The organism is Saccharothrix sp. NRRL B-16314 (genome assembly GCF_000716595.1).
Taxonomy (GTDB): Bacteria; Actinomycetota; Actinomycetes; order Mycobacteriales; family Pseudonocardiaceae; genus Actinosynnema.
Map to the genome: position 1 here is coordinate 60,210 of NZ_JNXC01000012.1, position 17,938 is coordinate 78,147.

General features: G+C 72.2%; 19 protein-coding genes and 1 pseudogene. 10 read left to right on the forward strand and 10 right to left on the reverse strand.

Features of this window, described 5'->3' with window-relative positions:
* Positions 1 to 18: 18 nt before the first annotated feature.
* Positions 19 to 456 (reverse strand): DUF6098 family protein, encoded by a 438-nt coding sequence (locus tag OQ02_RS18990; protein ID WP_033439817.1) that lies wholly within the window; start codon positions 454 to 456, stop codon positions 19 to 21.
* 62 nt (positions 457 to 518) lie between these two features.
* Here OQ02_RS18990 and OQ02_RS18995 point away from each other — a divergent pair, with 62 nt between their 5' ends.
* Genes OQ02_RS18995 through OQ02_RS19005 form a run of 3 tightly spaced genes read left to right on the forward strand, consistent with a single transcriptional unit; the run spans position 519 to position 4,092 of the window.
* Positions 519 to 2,027, forward strand: a complete 1,509-nt coding sequence (locus OQ02_RS18995) for an FAD-dependent oxidoreductase (protein WP_033439818.1) — start codon at positions 519 to 521, stop codon at positions 2,025 to 2,027.
* Positions 2,027 to 3,100 (forward strand): carboxylate-amine ligase, encoded by a 1,074-nt coding sequence (locus tag OQ02_RS19000; RefSeq protein ID WP_033439819.1) that lies wholly within the window; start codon positions 2,027 to 2,029, stop codon positions 3,098 to 3,100. The genes OQ02_RS18995 and OQ02_RS19000 overlap by 1 nt, the downstream gene beginning before the upstream one ends.
* Positions 3,097 to 4,092: an iron-containing redox enzyme family protein gene (locus OQ02_RS19005; RefSeq protein WP_033439820.1), complete on the forward strand. Its 996-nt coding sequence runs from the start codon at positions 3,097 to 3,099 to the stop codon at positions 4,090 to 4,092. Before OQ02_RS19000 ends, OQ02_RS19005 begins: the two co-directional genes overlap by 4 nt.
* 36 nt (positions 4,093 to 4,128) lie before the next feature.
* Here OQ02_RS19005 and OQ02_RS19010 read toward each other — a convergent pair whose 3' ends face one another.
* Together OQ02_RS19010 and OQ02_RS19015 are read right to left on the reverse strand one after the other, a co-directional pair.
* Entirely contained in the window at positions 4,129 to 4,320 is a 192-nt protein-coding gene (locus OQ02_RS19010; protein ID WP_033439821.1) for a CDGSH iron-sulfur domain-containing protein, read from the reverse strand.
* Positions 4,304 to 4,951 (reverse strand): HemK2/MTQ2 family protein methyltransferase, encoded by a 648-nt coding sequence (locus tag OQ02_RS19015; protein ID WP_033439822.1) that lies wholly within the window; start codon positions 4,949 to 4,951, stop codon positions 4,304 to 4,306. The genes OQ02_RS19010 and OQ02_RS19015 overlap by 17 nt, the downstream gene beginning before the upstream one ends.
* Before the next feature lie 100 nt (positions 4,952 to 5,051).
* Here OQ02_RS19015 and OQ02_RS19020 point away from each other — a divergent pair, with 100 nt between their 5' ends.
* The 4 genes and pseudogenes from OQ02_RS19020 to OQ02_RS19030 all read left to right on the forward strand — a co-directional run bounded on the left by OQ02_RS19020 (position 5,052) and on the right by OQ02_RS19030 (position 8,205).
* A complete protein-coding gene (locus OQ02_RS19020) occupies positions 5,052 to 5,816 on the forward strand; it encodes an alpha/beta fold hydrolase (RefSeq protein ID WP_051772516.1) in 765 nt (254 codons plus the stop codon).
* Between the two features lie 283 nt (positions 5,817 to 6,099).
* A pseudogene (locus OQ02_RS47165) lies at positions 6,100 to 6,390 on the forward strand (DUF6359 domain-containing protein); the annotation flags it as partial.
* Positions 6,382 to 7,161 (forward strand): endonuclease, encoded by a 780-nt coding sequence (locus OQ02_RS19025; protein WP_197043406.1) that lies wholly within the window; start codon positions 6,382 to 6,384, stop codon positions 7,159 to 7,161. The pseudogene OQ02_RS47165 and the gene OQ02_RS19025, both read left to right, overlap by 9 nt.
* 171 nt (positions 7,162 to 7,332) lie before the next feature.
* Positions 7,333 to 8,205, forward strand: a complete 873-nt coding sequence (locus tag OQ02_RS19030; protein WP_033439824.1) for an LLM class flavin-dependent oxidoreductase — start codon at positions 7,333 to 7,335, stop codon at positions 8,203 to 8,205.
* 63 nt (positions 8,206 to 8,268) lie between these two features.
* Here OQ02_RS19030 and OQ02_RS19035 read toward each other — a convergent pair whose 3' ends face one another.
* A complete protein-coding gene (locus tag OQ02_RS19035; RefSeq protein ID WP_033439825.1) occupies positions 8,269 to 9,639 on the reverse strand; it encodes a pyridoxal phosphate-dependent decarboxylase family protein in 1,371 nt (456 codons plus the stop codon).
* A gap of 363 nt (positions 9,640 to 10,002) precedes the next feature.
* Between OQ02_RS19035 and OQ02_RS19040 the strand changes: the two genes are divergently transcribed.
* From OQ02_RS19040 to OQ02_RS19050, 3 genes are all read left to right on the forward strand, one after another.
* Positions 10,003 to 10,305: a hypothetical protein gene (locus tag OQ02_RS19040; protein WP_051772517.1), complete on the forward strand. Its 303-nt coding sequence runs from the start codon at positions 10,003 to 10,005 to the stop codon at positions 10,303 to 10,305.
* A gap of 43 nt (positions 10,306 to 10,348) precedes the next feature.
* Positions 10,349 to 11,596 carry a nucleotide sugar dehydrogenase gene (locus tag OQ02_RS19045; protein WP_033439987.1) on the forward strand — a complete coding sequence of 416 codons (1,248 nt, stop codon included), beginning with the start codon at positions 10,349 to 10,351 and terminating at the stop codon, positions 11,594 to 11,596.
* A gap of 90 nt (positions 11,597 to 11,686) precedes the next feature.
* Complete coding sequence (locus OQ02_RS19050) at positions 11,687 to 12,229, forward strand: EF-hand domain-containing protein (protein ID WP_231500106.1); 543 nt, start codon at positions 11,687 to 11,689, stop codon at positions 12,227 to 12,229.
* A gap of 71 nt (positions 12,230 to 12,300) precedes the next feature.
* Here OQ02_RS19050 and OQ02_RS19055 read toward each other — a convergent pair whose 3' ends face one another.
* From OQ02_RS19055 to OQ02_RS19080, 6 genes are read right to left on the reverse strand one after another with little or no spacing between them, the layout of a single operon-like run.
* Positions 12,301 to 12,714 (reverse strand): DUF6917 domain-containing protein, encoded by a 414-nt coding sequence (locus tag OQ02_RS19055; protein ID WP_033439989.1) that lies wholly within the window; start codon positions 12,712 to 12,714, stop codon positions 12,301 to 12,303.
* Positions 12,714 to 13,613 carry a Gfo/Idh/MocA family protein gene (locus tag OQ02_RS19060; protein WP_033439826.1) on the reverse strand — a complete coding sequence of 300 codons (900 nt, stop codon included), beginning with the start codon at positions 13,611 to 13,613 and terminating at the stop codon, positions 12,714 to 12,716. The genes OQ02_RS19055 and OQ02_RS19060 overlap by 1 nt, the downstream gene beginning before the upstream one ends.
* Entirely contained in the window at positions 13,610 to 14,662 is a 1,053-nt protein-coding gene (locus OQ02_RS19065) for an Ldh family oxidoreductase (RefSeq protein ID WP_033439827.1), read from the reverse strand. The genes OQ02_RS19060 and OQ02_RS19065 overlap by 4 nt, the downstream gene beginning before the upstream one ends.
* Positions 14,659 to 15,894: a M20/M25/M40 family metallo-hydrolase gene (locus OQ02_RS19070; RefSeq protein ID WP_033439828.1), complete on the reverse strand. Its 1,236-nt coding sequence runs from the start codon at positions 15,892 to 15,894 to the stop codon at positions 14,659 to 14,661. Before OQ02_RS19070 ends, OQ02_RS19065 begins: the two co-directional genes overlap by 4 nt.
* A 13-nt stretch (positions 15,895 to 15,907) precedes the next feature.
* Positions 15,908 to 16,726 carry a sugar phosphate isomerase/epimerase family protein gene (locus OQ02_RS19075; protein WP_033439829.1) on the reverse strand — a complete coding sequence of 273 codons (819 nt, stop codon included), beginning with the start codon at positions 16,724 to 16,726 and terminating at the stop codon, positions 15,908 to 15,910.
* Complete coding sequence (locus OQ02_RS19080) at positions 16,716 to 17,753, reverse strand: Gfo/Idh/MocA family protein (protein WP_231500107.1); 1,038 nt, start codon at positions 17,751 to 17,753, stop codon at positions 16,716 to 16,718. Before OQ02_RS19080 ends, OQ02_RS19075 begins: the two co-directional genes overlap by 11 nt.
* Between the last annotated feature and the right edge of the window lie 185 nt (positions 17,754 to 17,938).

The window sequence follows — 17,938 nt, forward strand, 5'->3', positions numbered from 1 at the left end:
CCGGCCAACCCTGACCGTCTAGCCCTCCCGGTCGAGCGGACCCCAGTCGGTGCAGGCGTTGGTCTCGACCAGGTGTTCGCACTCGGACATCACCTCGTCCGCGATCCACCCGATCGGCCGACTGCAGCGGACCAGCGGCTCGTTGTCCGGCCCGCGCCCGACCTCCTCGCCCTCCAGCACCCAGGGCCGCACGCCCGGCCCCCGGCGTTCCCGCAGGTGGCGGTAGTCGTGCAGGCGGCGGGCCACCCACAGCCGCAACGGCCGGTCACCCCACCACGGCTCGATCGCCAGCGGGTTCGCGGACAGCCCCGGCAGCCGCCCACCGGTCAACCCGTCCCGACTGGCCCGCCCACCGTCCACGTCCGGGCCACGCGACCAGCGCACGAACAACTCGCGCGCGGGCGCCCGCTCGTCGATCAGCGCCACGAGGTCGTCGAGGTCGGCAAAGGTGCGCATGGGCGGGGGATAGCCCGCGAAGGGGAGGTTCGAACGCGCACGGCCCGGGTATGAGCTAGGGCATGACGGAAGCGACCACGACGGCCCGGCACTCGCTGTGGTCGGAAGCCATCCCGCACGGCCGGTTCCCGGTGCTCACCGGCGAGACGGCCGTCGATGTCGCGGTCGTCGGCGGTGGCATCACCGGGATCACCACGGCGCTGCTGCTCAAACGGGCGGGCATGCGGGTCGTGGTGGTGGAGGCGGACCGGGTCGGCAGCGGGGTGAGCGGCAACAACACGGCCAAGGTCACCGCGCTCCAGTCCACTGTGTACTCGACCATCGAGCGCAGGCACAACGCCGAGGTGGCGGCCGACTACGCCCACGGCAACATGGCCGCCGTCGAACGGGTGGCGGCGCTGGTGTCCGAGGAACGCCTGGACTGCGACCTGCACCGGATGCCCGCGTACACGTTCGCGTTCGACGAGAGCGAGCTGGCCGCCGTCGAGGACGAGGGCACCGCCGCGATCAAGGCCGGTCTGCCGCTGTCACGGGATCGCGGTGAGCTGATGGGCGTGCCGTTCCCGGTAGCCGGCGCGGTGCGGTTGGACGACCAGTTGGTGATCCACCCGGTGAAGTACGTGCGCGGCCTGGCCGAGGCGGTGGACGGTGACGGGTCGCGGGTCTACGAGGGCAGCCGGGTGCAGGGCGTCGAGGACGGCAGGCCGTGCCGCGTCCACACCGACCAGGGCACGGTCGTCGCCGAGCGCGTCGTGATCGCCACCCACTACCCGATCCTGGACCGCGGCCTGTACTTCCCCCGGCTGGAGTCGGTGCGGGCGTACTGCGTCGCGGCCCGCCTGAGGTCCGGCACGCCGCCGACCGGTCTCGCGATCAGCGCCGGCAGCCCGTCGTGGTCGCTGGCGCGGCACGGCGACCTGCTGATCGTCGCCGGGCGCAGCCACCCCACCGGCTCGTCCGAAGGCGACCCGTACGGCGAGCTGACCGCGTTCGCCGAACGGCACTGGGACGTCGCCGAGGTCACCCACCGCTGGTCGGCCCAGGACCCGACCGCCTACGACAACCTGCCGATGATCGGCTCCTACACGCCGGGCTCGACCACGCTGTACGGCGCGACCGGGTTCATGAAGTGGGGTCTGAGCAACGGCACCATGGCCGCCGAGCTGCTGACGGACCTCGTGGTGGGCCGGGCGAACCGGCTGACGGCGACGTTCAGCCCGCACCGGCTCACCCTGGGCGCCACGCCGAAGCTCGCCAAGCTGAACGCGAAGGTCGCCGTCGACATGGTCGGCGACCGGCTCAAGTCCGCCGAGGTCGGCTCGGTCGCGGAGGTGCCGACCGGTGCGGCGCGGGTGGTGCGGGACGGCACGGGCAAGGCGGGGGTGTACCGGGACGAGGCGGGCGTCGTGCACGGCGTGTCGTTGCGCTGCACGCACTTGGGCTGCATGGTCCGGTTCAACGAGGCCGAGCGCAGCTGGGACTGCCCGTGCCACGGCTCGCGGTTCGACGTGGACGGTTCCGTGCTCGAAGGCCCCGCGACCAAGCCCCTGCCCCGGCGTGACCCGGCCTGATGACCGTGGGCGTCGAGGAGGAGTTCCTCCTCGTGGACCCGTCGACCCGCCGTCCGGTGGCACGCGCCGGTGACGTCCTGGCCCGCGTGCGCGGTCTGCCGCCGGGCGCGCAGGTCCACCGTGAGCTGAGCTGCGCGCAGGTGGAGTTTGCCAGCGGTGTGTGCGCGGACCTGGACGAGTTGCGCGACCAGCTGGTGACGGGCCGCCGCGTGCTGGCCGACGCCGCCCACGCCGAAGGGCTGAAGCTGATCCCGTCGGGCGCACCGGTGCTCGCCGACCCGGACCCGAGGCTGAGCCCGGGGGAGAGGTTCGAGCGGATCGACGCGATGTACCGCGGCCAGGTGGACGACTACCAGTGCTGCGGCTGCCACGTGCACGTCGGCGTGCCGGACCGGGAGACGGCGGTCCGGGTGGTCAACCACCTGCGGCCGTGGCTGCCGACGCTGGTGGCGCTGGGCGCGAACTCGCCGTTCGACCGGGGGAGGGACACCGGGTACGCGAGCTGGCGGCTGATCGACCAGGCGGGGTTCCCGGGTTCCGGCGTGCCGCCGTTCTTCCGCACGGCCGCCGACCACGACGTCCGCGTGGGAGAGCTGGTGGCCTGCGGCGCTCTGGTCGACGCGACCATGACGTTCTGGCTGGCCCGGCCGTCACCGCGGTACCCGACGGTCGAGGTCCGGGCCGCCGACACCGCCGCGACGGTGGACGACGCCGTGCTCCAGGCCGGTCTGACGAGAGCGCTCGTGGACACCGCACTCGCCGGGGGCGCCGCACCGGAACCGGACGACCAGGTGCTGGCGGCGGCGGTGTGGTCGGCCGCCCGCTACGGGTCGACCGGTCCGGGCGTGGACCCGCTCGCCGCGCGCCAGGTGCCCGCGGTCGAGTTGGTGGAGGCGTTGCTGGAGCACGTGTCCGACGCGCTCGGCGACGACCGCGAGCCGATCCGGGAACTGCTGCGGGGCGTTCTGGAGAACGGGACGGGCGCACAGCGGCAGCGCCGGGCCGGATCACCGGAAGCCGCGGTCGACCTGCTCGCGTGCACTGGCCGCGGAACGGGTAGTCCACCGTCATGACCACTGCGGATCAGGCCGTCGACCAAGCCGTGCTGCCCACACCGCGCGGACCTCTGTCCGCCGCCGTCGTCGAAGCCCTGCGCGCCGGACCGCCGGCCGACCTGCCGACGCACGTGTCGGCCGACCCGTACGGAGAGGACCTGCAACTGGCCCTGCACCTCTGCTACGAGCTGCACTACCAGGGCTTCACGGGCGTGTCGGACGAGTGGGAGTGGAACCCGGAGCTGCTGAGGTTCCGCGCCGACCTGGAACAGCTGTTCCTCGACGCGCTGCGCTACGACGTGCCCGGCGGCACGGACGTCGGCGAGGTGCTGGACGGGCTGCTGGTCGAGCCGGTCGACGCCGTCGGCGTGAGCCACTACCTGCGCGACCAGGGGGAGTGGTGGCAGATGCGCGAGTACCTGGCGTTGCGCTCGGTCTACCACCTCAAGGAGGCCGACCCGCACGCGTGGGTGATCCCGCGCCTGCGCGGCCGGGCCAAGGCGGCGCTGGTGGCGGTGGAGTTCGACGAGTTCGGCGGCGGTCGCGGTGACCGGATGCACTCGCAGCTGTTCGCGGACCTGCTCGTCGGCGCCGGTCTGGACGACGGCTACCTGCGGTACCTGGAGCACGCGCCCGCCGTGATGGTGGCGACGGTCAACCTGATGTCGTTGTGCGGCCTGCACCGGTCGCTGCGCGGCTCCCTGGTGGGCCACTTCGCCGCCGCCGAGATCACCACCGCGCCCAGCGCGGCGCGGATGGCGAAGGCGTTGGAGCGGATGGGCGCGCACCCGGACTGCGTCGAGTTCTTCACCGAGCACATCGAGGCCGACGCGGTGCACGAGCAGGTGATGCGGCGGGACGTGATCGGCGACCTGCTGGCCCGTGAGCCTGCGCTCGCCGAGTCGGTGGTCTTCGGCGTGCAGGCCACGGAGCTGCTGGAAGAACGGCTCGGCGCACACCTGCTGAGCGCGTGGACCGAGGGCCGGTCGGCGTTGCTCCGGCCGCTGTAGGGCCTGTTGTAGAACCCCGGGCGGGCAGGTGTTTCGTCAACGACGTTTGCGATGACTGGTGTCGCACAACGGGTAGCGCTTGCTACGGCGGCACGCGCACACCGCGACGACGAACCGGTCCGAGCACACCACCGTCCCGTCGTCCAGCCGCAGCTCGACCGGCCCTTCCACCAGGACCGGTCCGCCGGGCACGACCGTCACCACCCGGGCGTCACGCGGCGTCGGCACGGATCACCACCAGCTCCTCGTGCGCCTGGCCGTCCTCGATGAGCTCGCGCCGGGCCAGCCACCGGGCACGTTGCCGCATCACCGGTCCGAACGGGACGGTGCGACGGGCCACGACCGACGCCTTCAGCCCACCGCCGCGCAGCTGCCGCAGGGTCACGTCCGAATCGCACAACGTCGAGTGCACGATCAGCCCCATCCCCTTGGGCGCCAACAAGAGCGGCATCACGGCGCACAGCCGGTCCAGCACGGCACGTCCGCGCGGTCCCGCGTCCCAGGCCCGTGCGGGTCCTCGTCCGGGCAGGGCAGGGCTCGGCACGTACGGCGGGTTGGCCGTGACGACGTCGAACTCGCCGGTGCCGACCAGGTCGCCGAAGTCGCCTCGCCGCACGCGCACAGGCAGCCCGCGCAACCGGGCGTTGACCCAGGCGGCGGCCACCGCGCGGCGGCCCAGGTCGACCGCGGTCACCTCACCCGCGCCGGCCTGGCCCGCGGCGACCGCCAACGCGCCGGTGCCGGTGCAGATGTCCAGCACCCGCCCGCCACGCGGCATGCCCGCGCCTGCCAACGCCTCGGCGATCAGCCAGGTGTCCTCTTGGGGCCGGTACACGCCCGGCGGTCTCCACAACCACATGGTCTCTGGTTCCCTCGGTTCCCGGCGGCAAACGCCGAGTCGGATCGGAATGGACCGCCCCGAACGGGGAACCCTGCTACTCCCTGACCGGGAGGTGGGGATGGGCGTGCTGGAGGCGGTCCGCGCGGCGGCCCGTGAACAGGTGCTGGTGGCGATGATGCTCGGCATCCCCCGCCTGCTGGGCGATCCGGCGTGGCGTGCCGCCGAACCGGACGAAGGTCGTGGCCTCGGTGTGGTGCTGGTGCCGGGGTTCGGGTTCGGTGACCGGAGCCTGCAGCTCACGGCAACGTGGTTGCGCAAGCGCGGTTACGCGCCCATCGGTGCGCGGATCGGCCTGAACGTCGGGTGCACGACCCGGTTGCTCGACCGCCTGGAACGCCGGGTGGAGGCGCACGTCGAGGCGACGGGCGGCAAGGTGGTGCTGTTCGGGCAGAGCCGCGGTGGCGGGCTGTGCCGCCTCCTCGCCGTGCGCCGACCCGAGTTGGTGCGCGGCCTGGTGATGCTCGCCAGCCCGGTGCTGGACCAGTTGGGCGCGCACCCCAGCGTGATGAGGGTGGCGCGGACGTTGGCCCGCCTGTCGTCGGCGGGCGTTCCGGGCCTGCTGGACGAGGACTGCTTCGCGGGCCTGTGCTACTCCACAAACTCCTCGGTCATGGGCCGGCCGCTGGAGGTGCCCGCGATCGCGGTGTTCTCCCGCAACGACGCCATCGCGCCGTGGGAGCTGTGCGCGGACCCGTGCGCGGATTGCGTGGAGGTGGCCAGCAGCCACACCGGCATGGGCCTCGACCCCGAGGTGTACCGGCTGCTCGCCCCCCGTCTGGCGGCTTGGGCGCGGCCCGCTCATCCCGTCCCCGTCACCGGTTGAGGGCCACCCCAGCGGGTGATCCACACCGCTGTTTGACCAGTGGTCCCTATTTCTTCAGTGTTGACTAATTCTTATCCCTTCCCGAACGTTCGTTGATCATTCACTCGATCGAGTGATCTTTCATGGGATCCTGCCAAGGTGCGGCCCACCCTGCGCCGCCGCGCCCGGGAGGAGACACCCAATCGTGCGACCCCTGCTGAATCCGCTCGCTGTTGTCGTTTCCGTCGTCGCCATCGCGGCGGCCCTGCTCATCCCCACCGCCGCCGCTGCCACGCCGATCACGGTGGCCCAGGCCATCGGCCAGCAGACCGGCGCGTCCGCCACCGTGCGCGGCTACGTCGTCGGGCAGCCCACCGCCACCAACACCGTGGTGCGGTCGAACTTCCCGTCCGACTACGCGCTGGCGCTGGCCGACACGCCCACCCAGACCAGCACCAGCCAGATGCTGTACGTGCAGATCACGTCGGCGATCCGCGCACAGTGGGGCCTGCGGACCAACCCGGGCCTGCTCGGCGCGCGGATCGACGTGACCGGTCCCCTGGGCGCGTACTTCTCGCACCCGGGCCTGACGTCGCCGACCGCGTTCGCCCACGCCGGCACGTCGCCGACCACGACGACCACCGTCACGACCACGACGAGTGCCGGCGGCGGCGACTACGACACCACGTACTACCGCAACGCCATCGGCAAGACCGGGGCGTCGTTGAAGACGGCGTTGAACGGGATCATCCGCACCAACACCAAGCTGTCGTACGACCAGGTGTGGAACGCGTTGAAGGCCACCGACCAGGACCCGAACAACAGCGCCAACGTGATCCTGCTGTACTCGGGGCGCTCGCAGAGCAAGACCCTCAACGGCGGTGACCCGAACGACTGGAACCGCGAGCACGTCTGGGCCAAGTCGCACGGCGACTTCGGCACGGCGACCGGTCCGGGCACCGACATCCACCACCTGCGTCCGACGGACGTGTCGGTGAACGCGGAGCGCGGGAACAAGGACTTCGACATGGGTGGTTCGCCGGTCGGCGAGGCGCCCGGCAACTACACCGACGCCGACTCGTGGGAGCCGCGCAACGCGGTGAAGGGCGACGTCGCCCGGATGCTGTTCTACATGGCCGTGCGGTACGAGGGCGGCGACGGCTACGTGAACCTGGAGATGAACAACAACGTCAACAACGGCACGGCGCCGTACCACGGCCGGCTGTCGGTGTTGCTCCAGTGGAACGCGCAGGACCCGCCGGACGCGTTCGAGAAGCGCCGCAACCAGGTCATCTACGACACGTACCAGCACAACCGGAACCCGTTCGTCGACCACCCCGAGTGGGCCGGCTCGATCTGGGGCTAGACCCCGCGAGGCTCGCCGGAACGCCTGCCCCTGCCGTGGAACGCCTGCCCCCCGCCGCTTCGTCAGCGGCCGGGGGCAGGCGTTTTTTCGCGTCGACCGCGTCCCTGTCGTTGACTGCGAACGCAAGTTCTGTTCGACTGAACACAACATCTGTTCAGTAGGGGGTCAGTCATGAGGGTCGGGATCACCATCCTGCCGGAGTACCGCTGGGCCGAGGCGAAGCCGCGGTGGCAGGCGGCCGAGGCGTACGGGTTCGCCCACGCGTGGACGTTCGACCACCTCGGCTGGGGTTCGCTGGTCGACGGCACGTGGTTCGGCTCGGTGCCGACGTTGAGCGCGGCGGCGCAGGTGACCTCGCGGATCGAGCTGGGCTTCATGGTCGCGTCGCCGAACTTCCGCCACCCGGTGCCGTTCGCGAGGGACGTCACGGCGCTGGACGACCTGTCGGACGGCCGGTTGACGGTGGGCGTCGGCGCCGGGGGGTTGGGCGGGTACGACGTGGAGGTGTTCGGCAGGACGGCGCCGGTCAGCCGGTCGCGCCGCTTCACGGAGTTCGTGGAGCTGCTGGACGCGTTGCTGACGACGGGGCGGGTCGACTACTCCGGCGAGTACTTCACCGCGGTCGACGCCCGCAACGCGCCCGGTTGCGTGCAGCGCCCGCGGACGCCGTTCGTGGTGGCGGCGAACGGTCCGAAGGCGTTGGCCCTGGCGGCGCGGCTGGGCCAGGGTTGGGTGACCATCGGTTCCCACTACGACGCGCTGGACGGGTGGTGGAAGTCGGTGACGGAGTTGCCGGCGCGGTTCGACGACGCGCTGGCCGCCGAGTCCCGGCCGTCGGGGTCGGTCCGCAGGTTCCTCCAGACCGACGCCGCGCCGGTGTACTCCTTGTCGAGCATCGAGTGCTTCCGCGACTTCCTGGGTCGGGCGGACGAGCTGGGTTTCACCGACGTGCTCGTGCCGTGGCCGCGGGACTCGGGTCCGTTCGCCGGTGACGAGGCGATCCTGGACACCGTCGCCGCCGACGTCCTGCCGACTCTCACCTGACGGTCCAGCGCCGCGAATCCAGCCCCGACGGTCCAGCCCCGACGGTCCAGCCCTGACTAGGGGTCAGAGGCCGTCGCACGCGTCGGCGATCGCGCCGTAAATGGCGGCCAGGTCGGCGGGTCGGGTGCGCCAGTTGCTGAAGGCGGCGCGCAGGGCGGGCTGTCCGTTGTAGACGGTCGGGGTGAGGAAGGTCTCGCCGTGGGCGGCGATGCGGCGGGCGGCTTCGGCGACGCGTTCCGGGGTCGGCGAGTCGGCGAGCGTGAAGCACACGACGTTCAGCCGGACCGGTGCCAGGAGGCGCACGCCGGGTGTGTCCGCGAGGAGGTCGCCGAGCCGGCGGGCCAGGTCGACGCACCGCTCCACGATCCGGCGGTGGCCGTCCTGGCCGTGGGCGGTCAGCGTGAACCAGGCGGCGAGGGCGCGCAGGCGGCGGGAGTTCTCCGGGGTCAGGTGGACGAAGTCCGGGTTGCCGGTCGGCAGGCCGAGGTACGCGGCGGAGTTGCGGAAGACGTCCACCTGGAGGTCGCGCCGGCGGGTGAACTGGATGGCCGAGTCGTACGGCACGTTGAGCCACTTGTGCAGGTCGACGCACACGGAGTCGGCCTCGTTCAGGCCGTCGACGAGGTGGGCGTGGTCGGGGGCGAGGGCTGCGAACCCGCCGAACGCGGCGTCGACGTGCAGCCAGAAGGGGTTTCGGGCCCTGAGTTCGAGGATGGCTCGGAGGTCGTCGAAGTCGACGGTGTTCACGGTGCCGGCGTTCGCGACGACGACGGCGGGTGTCCCGTCGAGTTCGGCGGCGAGCCGGGACACGTCGATCGCTTCCCGTCCGGGCAGGGTGGGCACCGGCCGCAGGCTGTCCCGACCGAGCCCGAGCATCGACAAGGCCTTGTAGACGCTGGAGTGCGGTGCGCCGGAGTACACCTTGACCGATCCGAGCGCGCCGACGCCGGCCTGCGCCACGGACACACCGGCCTGTTCACCGAGCCATTCCCGGGCCAGTGCCAGGCCGACGAAGTTCGACATCGTCGCGCCGCTGACGAAGGCCCCGGAGTGCTCGTCGCCGAGTCCGAACATCGACGCGAGCCAGCGCACGGTCTCGCGTTCGAGGTCGGGCGCGGAGGACCCGTCCGACGCGGCGGGGTTCTGGTCGAAGGCGGTGGCGAGCCAGTCGCCGGCGATCGCCGCGGGGGTGCTGCCGCCGGTGACGAAACCGAGGTAGCGGGGACCGGCCGAGCCGGAGAAGCCGGGCGCCCAGCGGCGGGTGAACAGGTCCAGCGCGCCGTCGAAGCCCATCCCGGTCACGGGTAGCGCCAGGGGTTCGGGTGTCGTGGTGTCACCGCCGGGCACGACGGGGCGGGTGGGCAGGTCGGCCAGGATCGAGGCCGCGTAACGGGTCGTGGCGTCGAGCACGTCGTCCAGCACGTCGTCCAGCACGGTGTCTCCAGTCGAAGAAGGTGATCTTCGGACCCTAGGCAGGGCGGACCGTCGCTGTCCCGGTCCACTTCGGTGAAAGTGGACGTCCGGGGTGACGGCCTGGTGCTCCCGGGCTTGGTCACGCCTTGCAACCGGCCTTCGTCCCGACCGTGGGGGAGACGGGCGGGATGTCGCCCGAACTCGTGAATCGCGCCGGGGTGAAGGTCGTCGAAGACCACCCCGGCCAGGTGTGGCGTGACCGACCGGATGAACTCTCGCGGTGGGGCGCAACCTGCCCGAGTGGTGTTCGGTTCGATCGCCACTTCTCGCTCTGGGTGACTGTTAGCTTGCGGACAGCAATGATTCCCAGGTGAGGAGGCGACCGTGAAACGCGTGTCCGGCGTGCTCGGTGGGCTGGCGTCCGCAGTCCTGCTGGCTTCGCCCGCCCCGGTGGCGCAGGCGGCGACCGGCCAGGTGGTGGTGTTCTCGGTCGAGATCGCTCCACTTGAGACCTACGAGAACCCCAAGGGCTGCAAGGCGCTCCCGGACGGCGCGCACGTGCTGTCGAACCTGACCGACGGCCCCGTGACGATTTTCAGCGATCAGCTGTGCCTCGTGCCCCTGGTGACGGTGGAAGCGGGGTACGGCACGCACGTGCCGACGTTCGGCGCCGCGTTCCGAGCCTGATCCATGTGTGGAGTCCCCGAACCGATGAAGTGGAAAGGTGCACGTGTCCTTCGATCTGGTCGTGGTCGGAGTCGGCTACGTCGGGCTGCCGCTCGCGGCGGCGGCCACTGCCGCGGGTATGGCGGTGGCCGGGTACGACACCAGCCCGGACGTGGTCCGCGCGCTCACCGAGGGCCGCTCGCACGTGATGGACGTGTCGTCCACCGAGCTGCGGGCCATGCGCGCCAGGGGTTTCACCCCCACGACCGACCCTTCGGTGATCGCCGAGGCCGACGCCGTGGTCATCTGCGTGCCGACCGGTTTAGCCGCCGACGGCCGACCCGACCTGGGTTCGGTCCGCGCCGCTGCCCGGGTCGTGTCGGACCACCTGAGGCCGGGCACGCTGGTGGTCTTGGAGTCGACCAGCTTCCCCGGCACCACGGACGAAGTGCTGCGACCCGTCCTGGAGCGGCACGGGATGCTGGCGGGGGAGGACTTCCCGCTGGGCTACTCGCCTGAGCGCGTAGACCCCGGCAATCGGCTTTACGGCATCCGCAACACACCGAAGGTGGTGAGCGGGCACACGCCGTTGTGCGCGAAGCACTGCGCCACCTTCTACAGCCGGTTCGTGGACACGGTCGTGGTGGCCCGGGGCACGCGCGAGGCCGAGATGGCCAAACTGCTGGAGAACACCTACCGCTACGTGAACATCGCGCTGGTCAACGAGATCGCCGTGTTCTGCGACCGGCTCGGGGTCGACGTGTGGGACGTGCTGCACTGCGCGGCCACCAAACCGTTCGGCTTCCAGCCGTTCACCCCCGGACCGGGCGTCGGCGGGCACTGCATCCCGATCGACCCGCGCTACCTGCTGGACAAGGCCCGCCGCGAAGGCGCCCGGCTCGGCGTGGTGGAGGCCGCGCGGCGGGTCGACTCGGCGATGCCGTCCTACGTGGTCGAACGTGCGGTGCGGCTGCTGACCCGCGAAGGCGTGCCCGTCGCCGGGGCGAGGGTCCTGCTGCTGGGGGTCTCCTACAAGGCCGATGTGCCGGACACGCGCGAGTCCGCCGCGTTCCGGATCGCCGACGAACTGGGCGCGCTCGGCGCGGTGGTCGGCTACCACGACCCGGTGGCGGGCGAGGTGCCCGCGCTGGGCCCGCCCGTCGCCGACCTCGACTCCGCGCTGCGCACGAGCGACGCCACCGTGCTGCTCGTCGCGCACAGCGGTTACGACCTGGGCCACCTGGCCAGGAGCGCGCGGCTGCTGCTCGACGTCACGGGCAGCGTGCCGGGAGGGGAGGTCATGCGCCTGTGAGGTGACCCCCGGCGGGGGAGCAGGTCAGGAGACCGAAGTCGCACACCACGTTTCGCTCGAACCACCTTTCACATTGAGGAGAGTCCCCGAATGGTCATGTCCACGACGGTCAAGAACGATCGGCTCAAGAAGCGCTTCGAGAAGTGGGACGTCAACGGCAACGGTCGGATCGAGAAGTCCGACTACGAGGCCGAGGCGATGCGCATCATCAAGGCGTTCGGCGAGGACAAGTCGTCGCCGCAGGCGCGGGCGCTGGTCGACGCCTACATCGCCATGTTCGAGTTCCTGGCGAGCAAGGCGGGCGTCGGTGCGGACGGCGCGATGACCGAGGACCAGTTCCTGAGCGTCGTCGAGGCGCAGGTGTTCGCCGAGGGCGACGCCGGTTTCAACCGGGTGATCCGGCCGACGGTCGCCGCGATGGTCGGCCTGTGCGACACCGATGGCGACGGCGAGGTGAGCCCGTCCGAGTTCCGCAAGTGGCTGGAGGCGATCGGGGTCGACGCCTCGTCCGCGATCGAGGCCTTCCGCACGATCGACGTCAGCGGCAACGGGACGCTGACCGTGGACGAGCTGGTGGGTGCGGTGCGCGCCTACCACTTCGGCACCCTGGACGTGCCGCTCCTCGGTCACTGACCTGACGCGGACGAACGGCGCTCCGGGACGATCCCCGGGGCGCCGTTCGGTGTTGCGGACAGGACGCGCGGTCAGGCGGCGGTCACGACCGCCGGGCTGAACACCACGCCCATCTCGGGCCGCAGGCCGAGTTCGGGGCCGGTGCGCGGGGTGGGGGTGCTGATCAGGATGTTGTAGTGGTTCGGGTGGTGGCAGGCGTCGAAGCCCAGCACGGTGCCGACCAGCCCGCCGTCGCACCACACCTCGTCGCCGCGGTCGATCACGCCCGCGTTGGCGATCTCCACGAACCCGAGGAACGCGACCCGGTCGACGCGCGCGCCGGGTGTGGTGTCGTCGTGGTCCGTGGTCACCAGTTCGTGCACCTCGCCCCGGCGCACGCAGCGGCTCGCGAACGGTTCGAGGCTCATGCCGCGGTCGTCGCGGCGGTGCACCAGGACCTTCACCACCCGGCTGCCGACCGCCCGCTTGTCGCCGTCCTCCTGCATCACGCGCCCTCTCGTCGGTATGCCTCGTCCACCAGGTCCAACGCGGCCAGGCCGCCGTCCCGCCACGCCGGGCCCAGTGCCACGGCGCGCCCGAAGTCGTGCAGCACGCCGGTGTACTCGTGCCACAGCGAGCCTTTGAACTCGTCGAAGCCCGCGAGCATGTCCCCCCTCAGCACGGTCCCGTCGGTGAGCCGGACCGTCACGTCCTTCGTCTCGCCGGGGTGCGACCAGTCCAGCTCCACCACCGCCGGCCCGGTGCCGCGCACGTGCAGGACGGCGTGCCGGTCGACGCCCGCGGTGCGGGTGATCCGGACCGACTCCAGCGTCAGCTCGCCGAGGAACATGCGGACCAGGTCCAGCGCGTTCGGCCCGTTGTCGGCGACGCACCCGCCGCCGGACCGCGCCGGGTCGAGGTACCAGCGGTCGCGGCCGACGTGCTCCTCGATCCGCTCCAGGTAGCGCACGGTCAGCTCGGCGATCGGCGGGCCTCCCGTCAGCTTGTCCCGCAGCGCCAGCACGTTCGCGTTGTACCGGCGGTGGAACGCGGTGAACAGCGCGACCTCCCGCGTGCGGGCCGCTTCGGCCACCGCCAGGCCGTCCCGCAGCGTGGTGGCCAGGGGTTTCTCCACGCACACCGGGAGCCCGCACGCGATGGCGTCCGACGCGACACCCGCGTGGACGTCGTTCGGGGCCGTCACGACCACCGCGTCCACGCCGCCCGCGTCGAGCATCGCCCGGTGCGACCGGTACACCGGGACGCGGTGACCGGCCGTCGCGCGCTCGTCCGGATCGCACACGGCGGCCAGCTCGAAGCTCGGGGAGGAGGCGATCGCGGCCAGGTAGAACCGGGAGATCACCCCCAGCCCCACCACGCCCAACCGGATCACGTCGGGCGTCATCCGGCCTCCCGCAGCTCAGGCGCGACCGCGCGCAGCTCCTCGTACAGCTCCGTCGGCACGGGCACGCCGTGCGCCCGCCGCCACCGCGCCCGTTCACCCTCGTGCCACCCCGGGTACGTCACCGCTTCCCGCGGGTCGACCGGCAGCGCGCCCACGACCGCCCCGAACAGGGCCGACGCGTCGTCGGCGAACCCGGACCGCAGGGCCGACGGCGCGAACGCCAACGCCGTCACGCCGATGTCGTCGTCCTGCGACACCGACGACGTCGGCCCGGTCGCCGCACCGGGCACCAGCGCGGCCAGCACCTCGACCAGCAGGCCGAGCCCGAAACCCTTGTACGCGCCCGTTTCCGGCGCACCGCCCAGCCACAGCAGGTGGCCGTCACCCCGGTCGAACGCGGCCGGATCGGTCACCGGCGTCCCGTCGTCCGCGGCCAGCCACCCGGGCGGGACCTCCTCGCCGGCACGGGCCGCCGCCCGCACCCGGCCCGTCGGCACCACCGTCGTGCTCATGTCCAGCACGAACGGCGGCCGGTCACCCGCCGGGCACGCCAACGCCAGCGGGTTCGTGCCCAGCATCGGCTCCCGACCGCCCGGCGGCCGGGCGATCCGCTGCCCGCCGCAGTTCGAGGCGATCAGCCCCACCATGCCGTGCGCCGCCGCCCGTGCCGCGTGGTGCCCGGCGCACCCGATGTGCGTCGCACCGCGCAACGTGACCATGCCGATCCCGTACCGCGCGGCCCGTGCCGCGGCCAGTTCCATCGCCTGCGAGGCCGACCAGAGCCCCAACGCCTTCCGCGCGTCGGCCAGCACGGACGCGCCGAGGTCGGCGATCACCGCCATGTCGGCGGCCGGGTCCGTGCGGCCCGAGTCGAACAGCGGCAGGTACAGCCTGGTCAGGTTCACCAGGCCGTGCGTGCTCATCCCCGTCAGGTCGCCGTGGCACAGCGCCTCCGCGGCCACCGCGGCCCGGTCGGGTGGCATGCCGCGCTCCCGGAAGGCACCGGTGACGGTGGCCAGCAGGGTCGGATAGGGCACCAGCACGGTCATGATCCTCCGTTCCGCGCGAACCGCACGACGATGTCCCGCACCACGTCGGTGAACCGGTCGAGGTCGGCGACGTCGGCGTGCTCGCCGCGCGCGTGGGCGTTGTTGGCGTCCAGTGATCCGGGGCCGAGGACGGCGGTCCGCGCGCCGGGCACGTCGGCGAGCCAGATCGCGTCACAGGTGAACGCAGGCTCGTGCGCCGGCCAGCGCGGGACCACGCCGTCCAGCAGCGGCACGTCCTGGGGTGGCAGCGCGGGAAGGCCGCGTTTGCGCCACTCCAGCCGGGTGATGGCGGCGGCGTCGACGGCGGTGCGGTGGAACGGCGGCACACCGCTGAACCGGGCGGTGAACTCGGCCAGCCCGTCGCGCAGGGCCGCGTCCAGCGCCACGGCCAGCACCCGCGCGGACGCGGTGTTGGCGTAGGACAGGTTCAGCAGCAGTTCGCCGCTCCCGTACACGCGGTTGTGCATGCGGCCGGTGTGCAGGCCCGCGACGCACACCTGCCCGTCGGGCACCCGCCCGGCGAGCGCGCCGGCGACGTGCTGGGCGAGGAAACCGAGGAGCACCGTCGCGTTGTGCCCGGCGTGCGGCCGGTCGTCGATCGCGTCCTCGCCGCGCACCCGGACGCACGCCGTCATCGCCGCGGTGGACCGGGGCAGGTAGCGCAGGTCGGTCGGCTCGCAGAACACGTTGAGGCTGCCGTGGTACCCGGCCTCGACCAGCGGGCGGGTGCCGAACACGCCCATCGCGCCGCCCTCTTCGCCGGACACCGCCTGGACCAGCACGCTCACGTCCCGCCCGACCGCCGGATCGGCCAGCGCGGCGCGGATGCCCGCCAGCAGCGCCACCGCCGGGCCCTTGGCGTCGATCGCGCCGCGGCCGTGGAACCGGACGCCGTCGAACCCGGCCGGTTCGAACGGCGCGACGGTGTCCAGGTGCACGTTGAACATCACCGTCGGCCCGGTGTCGCCCACGCGCAGCACCAGGCTCGGCTGCCGTTCCAGGAAGTCCGGGTCCTCGGCGATCGCCTCGCGCACGACGGCGGGCACGTCGTGCCGCAGCACGTCCTCCTCCCGCGCCGCACCGAGGTGGACGGTCCGCATCCCGAAGTCCTCGCCGGCTTCCGAGTACGCGTGGACCGCGTCCCACAGGCGGACTTCGGCGGTCGTCTCCAACGGTCCGGCGGTCGGCAGGGCGAGCAGCCTCAGCAGCAGGTCCCGGTCCTCGCCGATCACCTCGCGACTCCGATCACCGCACCAGCTCGGCCATCGCCCGACCGGCCGCGACGAACGCGAACGCCGAGTCGGGGGCGAGCGCGCCGGACGCGTGCGGCAGCAGCGACACGTGCGGTTCGAGCGACCACGCGCCCCGGTACCCGGTGGCGCGCAGGAGTTCCACGCAGTCCGCGACCCGTGCCGAACCGCAGCCGGGCAGCACGAACCGGTCACCGGCGGCGTCCTTGACGTGGACGTGCTCGACGTGCGCGACGATCTCCCGCAGCATCGCGTACCCGTCGTAGCCGTGCGCGACGCCGTTGCCGGTGTCGAACAGCAGCTTCAACGCCGGGCTGTCCACCGCCGCGAGCAGGTCCAGGGCGCGCTCCGCGCTCATCGAGGCCCAGCCGGAGCAGTTCTCGTGCAGCAGCACGACACCGGCCACGGCGGCGCGCTCGGCGAGGATCGACACCCGCGTGATCACCCGGTCGCGCCACCGCCGCTCGGACAGGCCCGCGTTCGGGTACGACATGATCCGCACGTACCGGGTGTCCAGCTCTGCGCACCGGCGCAGCAGCACGTCCAGCTCGGCCAGGTCCTCGTCGAACGGTGTGACGACCGGTCGCGCCCAGCCGCCGATCCGCGACGCCAGGCACACCACCCGCACGTCGCACGCGGCCAGCGACTTCGCCACCACGGCGAACTCGGCGTCGTCCAGGTCCGCCACCGCGCGCCCGTCGACCGTGCGCAGCTCCATGTGCGACCAGCCCAGCTCGGCGAGCACCGCCAGCTGGCCGGCCAGGTCCGGCGCCGCCTCGTCGGTGATGCCGGCCAGCACGGGATCAGCGGACATTCGCGGCCACCGGGCCGGGCGACGCCTCACCGCGCGCGGCGGGGATCACCGGCTCGGCGCAGATGTTCTTCGCCACCGACAGCAGCTGCACCACGTCCGTGGCGAACGCGAAACCGCGCGCGTGCTGGTCACCGCCGGCGTGGAAGAGCCGGTAGGCGCGGATCATCCACTCGGTGAGCGAGTCGTCCCGCAGCACCTCGTGCTCGCTGCGCCCGTTGACCGTCACGGTGAGCTGCGAGTGGTCGTCGTCGTCGCTCACCGCGTAGTGGCCGACCGCGCTGCCCCGCTCGAACTCGACCGTGATCCGGCGCTCCCGCACCGGTGACGTCAGGTCCGAGCCGATCTCCGTGCGCACACCGCTGTTGTGCCGCAGGCCGATCCGCGCGCCGCCCATCCGCGGCACCACCACGTCGCCCACGGTCAGGTCGCACCCGGCGGCGTGCGTGACGCGGGCGCTGCCCGCGAGCCGCAGCGCCAGGGCCACGCCGTGCGGCAGCTCGACGTCGAACGCGGTGAGGTGGCTCGGCCTCGTCAGCGAACGGCGGAACCGCGGCTTGTTCTGCACGATCGAGATCGACTTCGGCTCGCCGAGCGTGCCGCCGCGGATCAGCTCCGTCAGCCGCACGGTGAGCGAGCTGGTCAGCCACGGTTCCACGACCGCGATCCGCAGGGCGTGCTTGCGGCGCAACCTGGTCAGCCTGGCCAGATCGTCGGTGTCGGCGGCGAGCGGCTTCTCCGAGATCACGTTCCGGAAGCCGCGCTCGGCCAGCTCGGCCATCACCTCGGCGCGCGTGGTCGGCGGTGTGCACACGTGCGCCACCGTGTCGGCCGGGTCGAGCAGCGCGGCGGCCTCGGCGATGCTGCCCACCATCGCCAGGCCGGGCCGTTCCGCCGGCAGCCGCCTCGGGTCGCACGCCACGATCTGCCGGTCGTCGAACAGCTGCCGGACCGAGGTCCGCGCCCTGGCCAGTACCGGCAGGTGCAGTTCCGCCCCGGCCCGGCCCAACCCCACGACGAGTGTCCGCACTATTTGAGCCCTGTCTCTTGTCTCGTCCGGTATCGAAGGCATCGGGAATGAGCGATCGCAATGAGGTGTTCGGTGCCGACGTTGTCCGACGCGGGTGGGGCTGTCAACTCGGGGTCGGCGAGTTGACCAGGAAGAGTGAACTCGCCCGTGCTCGGGAGTTCGGCCTGCCGCCTGCCATACGCTCG